The following is an 8,728-nucleotide window of genomic DNA, read 5'->3' as shown; positions in this document are numbered from 1 at the left end:
CAAGCATCCATAATTTTAAAAGACAGCACTAATTCTGAAGAATTTTCATATAAATGAATTAGAATATAAATAGCAGTTGAAATTGATACCATTTCAATAGTAAATGCCACTATTTTTAATCCAATTTGGCTTAAAAGAGAAAAATTATACAACTCTTTAACTGGAGATAAAATAACAGAATTATTTGAAGCGCGTCAAGATTTATTAATTCAGGCAGATAATGTAAAAGGGTTTCATATTCAAAAAAATGACATACTGCTTTTTGTAACTACAAAATTAAACGTAGGGAAAATTCATGTTTTAAATATTGATGAAAACAATCAATTCCACAAAATGATATTGGAATATTTGTTTTAAAAGCGAGTAGAACAATCAATTTAACCATAAAACCGTATGTTAGAGATTAAATTTATTTAAAAAGGTAGTTTTTAAAAATGAATCTTATGTTCTATTAATTTATAGATAACCAATATAAACTTCGACAAATTCAGTTTGTAAAACGAATTTTAATAACTTTTAGACTACCTTTTTTTCTTAAGTAATTTTTTTTAAATAATCTCAGTAAAATCAACTTACGAGCTAATTTTAATAAATATAAAATATTGATAATCAGTTATTAAGATGATTTACTCGTTTATTAATAAATCATAAAAATGTTAAGAACTTAGTGTCAATTGTGAATAAGTGTCCTTTTTTAGTGTCTGTTTTTTTTCAATCTTTGCTTTTCTCGTTTTAACCGAAATTTTACGAATTACTAACTAAGATAAAGCCAAAATTAATGTCCTTCATTGAACCTATTTTACAGCCTAACAAAAACCGATTTGTTATTTTTCCAATCCAACATCAAGATATTTGGGAATGGTATAAAAAACAGGAAGCAAGTATTTGGACTGCTGAGGAAATAGATTTACATCAAGATGTAATAGATTGGGAAACAAAATTAAGTAATGATGAGCGTTATTTCATCAAACATATTTTAGCGTTTTTTGCTGCCTCTGATGGTATTGTAAATGAAAATTTGGCAGAAAATTTTGTAAGTGAAGTTCAATATTCAGAGGCGAAATTTTTCTACGGATTTCAAATAATGATGGAAAACATACATTCTGAAGTATATTCATTGTTAATTGATACGTATGTTAAAAATGAAGCTGAGAAAAATGAATTATTTCAAGCTATTGATTTTTTTCCAGCCATTAAATTAAAAGCAGATTGGGCATTAAAATGGATTGATAGTCCAAGTTTCGCAGAACGTTTAATTGCTTTTGCAGCTGTTGAAGGTATTTTCTTCTCAGGAAGTTTTTGTTCTATATTTTGGATGAAAAAAAGAGGATTGTTACCTGGTTTAACCTTCTCAAACGAATTAATTTCTAGAGATGAAGGTTTACATTGTGATTTTGCCGTGCACTTACACAACAATCACATTGTAAATAAAGTGCCAAAAGAAAGAATCACAGAGATTATTGTTGATGCGTTAAATATTGAACGTGTTTTTATAACAGAATCATTACCTGTTAGTTTAATTGGAATGAACGCCAAATTAATGACGCAATATTTAGAATTTGTAACGGATAGATTATTGACTGAATTTGGATGTGATAAAGTATACAATTCATCAAACCCATTTGATTTTATGGAAATGATTTCATTAGAAGGTAAAACGAACTTCTTTGAAAAACGAGTTTCCGAATATCAAAAAGCAGGTGTGAAAAGTGGTGGAACTGGAGCAGGAGATCTTAGTTTTGATGCCGATTTTTAAATTATTGTATAAAAATCAAAAAAACAAAATAGAATTCAATCCCTCTTGAATTTGAATTATTTAAAAATCAATAGTGTAATTGCCTATGTGATTTTTTTTAAAATTAAACTAACTAAAAATACATGTAACTTATGTTTGTACTAAAAAGAGATGGGAGAAAAGAACCTGTGATGTTTGATAAAATTACATCTAGAGTTCGGAAAATGTGCTATGGCTTAAATAAATTAGTAGACCCTGTAAAGGTTGCTATGAGAGTTATTGAAGGTTTATATGATGGTGTTACAACTTCTGAACTTGATAATTTAGCTGCGGAAACTGCAGCTACAATGACAGTTCAACACCCAGATTATGCGAAGCTTGCTGCTAGAATTGCTGTTTCTAACTTACATAAAAATACAAAGAAATCTTTTTCAGAAGTAATGATGGATTTATACAATTATGTGAATCCTCGAACAGGAAAAAAAGCACCACTTTTATCAGATGAAGCATATAAAGTGATTTCAGATAATGCAGCAAAACTAGATTCAACCATTATTTATAATAGAGATTTTGGGTACGACTATTTTGGTTTTAAAACATTAGAACGTTCGTATTTATTAAAACTAAATGGTGAAATAGTAGAACGTCCTCAACATATGTTAATGCGTGTTTCAGTTGGAATTCATATGGAAGATATTGATGAAGCTATAGAGACGTATGAGTTAATGTCTAAAAAAATATTTACGCACGCTACACCAACATTATTTAATGCAGGAACACCAAAGCCACAAATGTCATCGTGCTTCTTGTTGCAAATTCAAGACGATAGTATTGATGGAATTTATGACACCTTAAAACAAACGGCTAAAATATCTCAGTCTGCTGGTGGTGTTGGATTGTCAATTCATAATGTTCGCGCTACAGGTTCATACATTAGAGGAACTAATGGTACTTCAAACGGAATTGTACCTATGTTAAAAGTGTATAATGATACAGCACGTTATGTAGATCAAGGAGGTGGAAAACGTAAAGGTTCTTTTGCAATTTATATGGAACCTTGGCATGCGGATGTTTTTGATTTTTTAGATTTACGTAAAAATACAGGAGCCGAAGAAATGCGTGCGCGTGATTTATTTTATGCGATGTGGATTCCAGATTTGTTTATGAACCGTGTGGAAGAAAATGGAGAATGGACATTAATGTGCCCAAATGAATGTCCACATTTATTTGATACCTATGGAGATGAATTTGAGAAATTATATATAGGATACGAAAAATTAAGAAAAGGAAGAAAAACTATTAAAGCTCGCGAGCTTTGGGAAAAAATATTAGAGGCTCAAATTGAAACAGGTAATCCTTATATGCTATATAAAGATGCTGCAAATAGAAAATCAAATCAAAAAAATTTAGGTACAATTCGTTCATCAAACTTGTGCACTGAAATTATGGAATATACTGCAAAAGATGAGGTCGCAGTTTGTAATCTAGCATCAATTGCCATTCCAATGTTTGTTGAAGAAGATAAGGATGGTGTGAAATTTTTCAATCATAAAAAACTGTTTAAAGTTACTAAAAAAGTGACACGAAATTTAGATACAGTTATAGATCGCAATTATTATCCCGTAAAAGAAGCTGAAAATTCAAATGTTCGTCATAGGCCAATAGGTATAGGAATTCAAGGTTTGGCAGATGCATTTATTATGTTGCGTATGCCTTTTACAAGTGATGAAGCAAAAAAATTAAATCAAGAAATTTTTGAAACCATTTATTTTGCAGCGGTAACTTCATCAATGGAAATTGCAAAATTAAAAGAACCTTATTCAACATTTAAAGGTTCACCAATGTCAAAAGGTGAATTTCAATTTAATATGTGGGGTGTTTCTGAAGATGATTTAAGTGGAAGATGGGATTGGAAATCTTTGCGAAAAGAAGTGATGCAAAATGGTGTGCGAAATTCTTTATTAGTTGCCCCAATGCCAACAGCTTCAACTTCTCAAATTTTAGGAAATAATGAAGCTTTTGAACCGTATACTTCGAATATTTATACACGTAGAGTTTTAAGTGGTGAATTTATTGTGGTAAATAAACATTTACTAGAAGATTTAGTTGAATTAAACTTGTGGGATAATGATATGAAAGAAGAAATCATGCGTGCCAATGGTTCTATTCAATATATTGATGTAATTCCACAAGAATTAAAAGAGTTGTATAAAACCGTTTGGGAATTAAGTATGAAAGATATTATAGATATGTCTCGTCAAAGAGGTTATTTTGTAGATCAATCACAATCATTAAACTTATTTATGCAAGATGCTAATTATTCTAAATTAACATCCATGCATTTTTATGCTTGGAAATCTGGTTTAAAAACAGGAATGTATTATTTGAGAACAAAAAGTGCTGTAAATGCAACACAATTTACGGTTTCAAAAAGCAAAAATGAAGAAGTAAAGCCTTTGTCTCCAGAAGAATTAAAAGAAATGTTAATCGCATCACAAAACAACCCAGATGATTGTGAAATGTGTGGATCTTAGATAATAGTAGAAATTTATAATTGTTAATATCTTGTATATAAAATATTCTAAATAAAATGAATGGCCTATTATTTTTTTGGATCTTTATATACTTAATTAACGTTCGGAAGAACCTTTTTTTATAACGTTATTAAATAATCAGCCCAATAGCAAGAGTCTCAATTTTAAATTGAGACTCTTTTTTTATAAAAAATTCTAATTATTTTATAACTTAAGTTTTTTCACATAAAAAACATGACATATATTAGCTTTTGGCTATTGTTAACATTAACTTAACATTGAACTTAAATTTTGAGGGTAATTTTGCGAACTTATTATAGATTTTAAAAATGGGAGATATTTACATTTTAATGCTTGTAGCACTTGTTGTACTAGCTGTAATTGATTTAGTTGTTGGTGTTAGTAATGATGCCGTAAATTTTTTAAATTCAGCAATTGGCTCAAAAGCGATTTCTGTTAAATGGATTTTAGTAATTGCAAGTTTAGGAGTTGCAATTGGGGCAATTACCTCAAGTGGAATGATGGAAGTTGCAAGAAAAGGAATTTTTAATCCTAGTGAATTTTATTTTAATGAAATAATGTTCATTTTTATGGCGGTAATGATTACAGATATTTTACTGTTAGATGTTTTTAATTCATTAGGAATGCCAACTTCTACAACTGTTTCAATTGTTTTTGAATTGTTAGGTGCAGCAGTTGCAATGGCATTAATTAAAATTTCAAATAGTGAAACAGAAACCTTATCAAGCTTAGGTAAATATATAAATTCAGAAAAGGCTTTACTTATTATTTCAGGTATTTTATTGTCAGTTTTTATAGCTTTTACAGTGGGTGCTTTAGTGCAATTTATATCGCGATTACTGTACTCTTTTCATTTTGAAAAAAGAAAAAGTTACATAAACGCATTATTTGGAGGGTTTGCAATTACAGCAATTACCTATTTTATTTTTGTAAAAGGGATGAAAGGAACACCCTTTTATGGTAGTTTTAAACATTTAATAGAAGGAAATACACTTCAAATTATTTTATATGGTTTTATTGGTTGGACATTATTATCCCAATTATTAATATCAGTATTTAAAATAAATATTTTAAAATTCATTATTGTTATTGGTACTTTCTCATTGGCGATGGCTTTTTCAGGGAATGATTTGGTAAACTTTATAGGTGTGCCAATTGCAGCTTGGAATTCATACCAAGAATGGAGCATTTCTGGAATTCCAGCGAATGAATTTCCAATGAGTGTATTAGCAGAAAAAGTTCAAACTCAGCCTTTACTTTTGTTTTTAGCTGGTCTAATAATGGTAATAACACTTTGGTTTTCTAAAAAAGCAAAATCAGTGATAGAAACGGGTATCAACTTATCAAGACAAGGTGATGGTCATGAAAAATTTCAATCTAACGCAGCATCAAGAACTGTAGTAAGAGGTGCAATAGTTTTTAATGAATTGATTATTAAAGTTTTTCCACAGAAAACACTTCAATGGATAGATTCTAAATTTCAAAAACCTGTAATTAATTTACCTAAAGACAAAACGTATGAACTTCCTGCTTTTGATTTGGTTAGAGCTTCAGTAAATTTATTTGTTGCTGGTATTTTAATTTCTTTAGGAACTTCATTAAAATTACCTTTATCTACAACTTATGTTACATTTATGGTTGCTATGGGTAGTTCATTAGCTGATAGAGCTTGGGGAAGAGAAAGTGCAGTATATAGAGTTGCAGGTGTGTTTAATGTTATTGGAGGTTGGTTTTTAACAGCTTTATCAGCATTTACGGTTGCTGCAGTTTTTTTATATATAATTTATTTAGGAGAATTAGTTTCTATATCAATTTTATTAATCCTTGTTTTGTTTTTACTAGGGAGAAGTACAGTAAGACATACTAGAAGAGAAAAAGAAAAAAAAGAAAAAAAACATATTAAACGAGCTGAATTAGTAACAATTAAAGAAGTAATAAATGAAAGTTCAGATCATATTTCAGAAGTCTTAAAACGTTCAAATAAGCTATTCACAAATGTAGTGGACGATTTATCAAACCATGATTTAAATAAACTTTCTAAAACTGAAAAGCACGTTAAAAAATTGAATAAAGAATTGGATGAACTTAAAGAAGAAGTCTTCTATTTTATTAAGTCTTTAGATGATACAACTTCTTCAATAAAAGCGAGTAGATTTTATTTATTGGTTCTTGGTTATTTACAAGATGTAACTCAATCTATTGAATTTATTTCCGCTACAAGTTTTAAACATGTTAACAACAATCATAAAAATTTAAAGAAACCTCAAATAGCTGATTTAAAATTGATTAATGAAATGTTAACAAGTGTTTTTAATGACGTTGAAAATAATTTTAGTAAAAAGACTTTTGATGATTTATCAAAAATGGTTGATAATATGCAAGATCTAATAAATCATGTTTCTGAATCTATTGATAAGCAAATTACTAGAATTAGAACAGAAGAATCAAGCCCTAAAAACACCACATTGTATTTTGGTATTTTATTGGAAACTAAAGATTTAATAACAGCTTTAATGAGCTTATTGCAATTATATCAAGAGTTTTACATACAAGAAAATAAGATAAAATAAAAATATAGTATAAAATGTGTTAAAAATGCCTTCAAATTTTGAAGGCATTTTTAATTTATAAAACTGACCTTTTTTAATAATACAAAGTTCTTTATTTTAAAATGGAGGGTTGAACCATAATTAAATCTCTTTCTTTAATAGCCGAGCTTTAAATTTTCTTTTAAAAATTAAAAAAACCACTAAAATTTTTAGCAGCTTTTTTGATGAATATAATTAAAATATTTGTGCAAATATGTTAGAAATCAAAGTATCCTATTTAGTTATGATAATAACTAAATAGTAATAAATTAGAAGGCTAAATTTTAGAATTAAAACTAACATTTTGGGGCTTATTTAAAAGATGTTAATCAATTCCTAAACGTTCAAATAACCCCTGAATATCACTTGGATATTTATTATTTTGCTGTCCTACGTTGTCTTTAGAGGTGTTATTATCTAAACTTTTAAAGCTAGTATCATTACTTTTAGAATCCTTATGTATCGTTTTTTTCATTTCTGATTTAGTTCTTGATTTTTTATATTTACGTAGTTTTTTTTTCATTTCTTGTTAACCAAAAAGTTATTATAATTAATTTAACTATTAACTTTACAAGGGGTTAACTAAAGTTATATAAAATAAAACGTACTAATATTGCAATTATAAAATTAAGTAAGATATAATTATACAAGCATGGGGTTTTCCATAAATAAAGGAAGGATAAACCACACAATGTTTTGTTAAAACTTTAGTAGTTTTGCGTAAAACTAAATATTTGTCCCCAAAAAATTATGAGAAACTATTTTATTATTGATAACGACCCTCATTCTATCCAAAGCATTAAAAATGTTTTAGAAGATTATTATGAATTTAATTATATTGGCGCTTCTTGTGATTACAACAGTGCAATGAACATCATATTAAAAGAAACTCCAGATTTGGTTTTTTTTAATATTGATAACGTTATTGAGAATCCATTTAAATTAGCTCAGGAATTAAATTTATTTAATGATGATTTTCCAGTATTTATAGCAATATCTTCTTCAAAAGACAAAGTGTATGAAGTTATAAAAAATGGTTTTTTTGATTTTTTATTAAATCCTTTAACCGAATTAGAGATTAGAAAGTCCGTTTTAAAAGTCTTAAAAAAAATCCCAGCACAATCAAGAAAAAATATCTGTTTAAAATCGTATAAAGATTATCAATATTTAAAAACAGATGAAATATTATTTTTAAAAGCTGATAATAATAATACCGATTTTTATATGAGTGACGGTAATATTATTAGTGCTTTTAAAACCCTTAAAACATTTGAAGATATTTTACCTAATCATTTTCATAGGATTCATAAGAGTTATATTATTAACAAAAATTATGTTTCAAGAATTCAATACGGTAAATTCATATGTACTATTAAAAGAAATAATTATGAAGTTCCATTTACCAAAACATATATTGGTAACATAGAAAGTATGAACAAAGACTTATCAGAATATTCTTACCAATCTTTAAATTAAATTTTCCTTTCACAAAGTCAGGTTTTACACCTGTATATTACGGTTTTACTAAAGAAGATATAAACGGGGCTTATAACTACCTTAATTAAAGTACTTTAGTCAAAAGTTTTAATACATACAGCTTATTGGTTTTCTAAAAAAACGAAACCTTTAGAATGTAAATTTATAAACTGAAGACAAAATTATAAACATATTTTCAATTTCCTAAAACCTTTAATATTATGAAAGCAATTAAATTTATTTTCGCATTTTCTTTATTTTTTATGGCATTAACTTCTTGTACTTCTGATTCTATTGCTGATGACGAAGCTCTTTACACACAAGATACAAATAATTCACAAGACCTTTTTGCAACAGGTGAAGATGGAGCTGCT

General features: G+C 27.8%; 5 protein-coding genes. 4 read left to right on the top strand and 1 reads right to left on the bottom strand.

Annotated elements, in window-relative coordinates; genetic code table 11:
• Window positions 1-778 precede the first annotated feature (778 nt).
• The 3 genes from ABY863_RS11310 (at window position 779) to ABY863_RS11300 (ending at window position 6,860) form a co-directional block, all read left to right on the top strand.
• The gene (locus tag ABY863_RS11310; RefSeq protein ID WP_372794888.1) at window positions 779-1,756 is read left to right on the top strand and encodes a ribonucleotide-diphosphate reductase subunit beta; all 978 of its coding nucleotides are present in this window, start codon (window positions 779-781) and stop codon (window positions 1,754-1,756) included.
• A 131-nt stretch (window positions 1,757-1,887) separates the two neighbouring features.
• Window positions 1,888-4,269 carry a ribonucleoside-diphosphate reductase subunit alpha gene (locus ABY863_RS11305; protein WP_372794886.1) on the top strand — a complete coding sequence of 794 codons (2,382 nt, stop codon included), beginning with the start codon at window positions 1,888-1,890 and terminating at the stop codon, window positions 4,267-4,269.
• Between the two features lie 329 nt (window positions 4,270-4,598).
• Window positions 4,599-6,860 carry an inorganic phosphate transporter gene (locus ABY863_RS11300; RefSeq protein ID WP_372794884.1) on the top strand — a complete coding sequence of 754 codons (2,262 nt, stop codon included), beginning with the start codon at window positions 4,599-4,601 and terminating at the stop codon, window positions 6,858-6,860.
• A gap of 343 nt (window positions 6,861-7,203) precedes the next feature.
• Here ABY863_RS11300 and ABY863_RS11295 read toward each other — a convergent pair whose 3' ends face one another.
• Window positions 7,204-7,401 (bottom strand): hypothetical protein, encoded by a 198-nt coding sequence (locus ABY863_RS11295; protein WP_372794882.1) that lies wholly within the window; start codon window positions 7,399-7,401, stop codon window positions 7,204-7,206.
• A 227-nt stretch (window positions 7,402-7,628) separates the two neighbouring features.
• Here ABY863_RS11295 and ABY863_RS11290 point away from each other — a divergent pair, with 227 nt between their 5' ends.
• Window positions 7,629-8,354, top strand: a complete 726-nt coding sequence (locus ABY863_RS11290) for a LytR/AlgR family response regulator transcription factor (RefSeq protein ID WP_372794880.1) — start codon at window positions 7,629-7,631, stop codon at window positions 8,352-8,354.
• The last annotated feature ends 374 nt before the right edge of the window (window positions 8,355-8,728 follow it).

Source organism: Lutibacter sp., assembly GCF_041562875.1.
In the GTDB taxonomy this organism is placed as follows: Bacteria; Bacteroidota; Bacteroidia; order Flavobacteriales; family Flavobacteriaceae; genus Lutibacter.
This window is presented reverse-complemented; position numbering and strand designations above follow the sequence as displayed.

What these genes read in the sequence shown, in the direction of transcription:
- ABY863_RS11310 (WP_372794888.1), top strand. Translation starts at nt 779, where the DNA reads ATGTCCTTCATTGAACCTATTTTACAGCCTAACAAAAACCGATTTGTT.
- ABY863_RS11305 (WP_372794886.1), top strand. Translation starts at nt 1,888, where the DNA reads ATGTTTGTACTAAAAAGAGATGGGAGAAAAGAACCTGTGATGTTTGAT.
- ABY863_RS11300 (WP_372794884.1), top strand. Translation starts at nt 4,599, where the DNA reads ATGGGAGATATTTACATTTTAATGCTTGTAGCACTTGTTGTACTAGCT.
- ABY863_RS11295 (WP_372794882.1), bottom strand. Translation starts at nt 7,401, where the DNA reads ATGAAAAAAAAACTACGTAAATATAAAAAATCAAGAACTAAATCAGAA.
- ABY863_RS11290 (WP_372794880.1), top strand. Translation starts at nt 7,629, where the DNA reads ATGAGAAACTATTTTATTATTGATAACGACCCTCATTCTATCCAAAGC.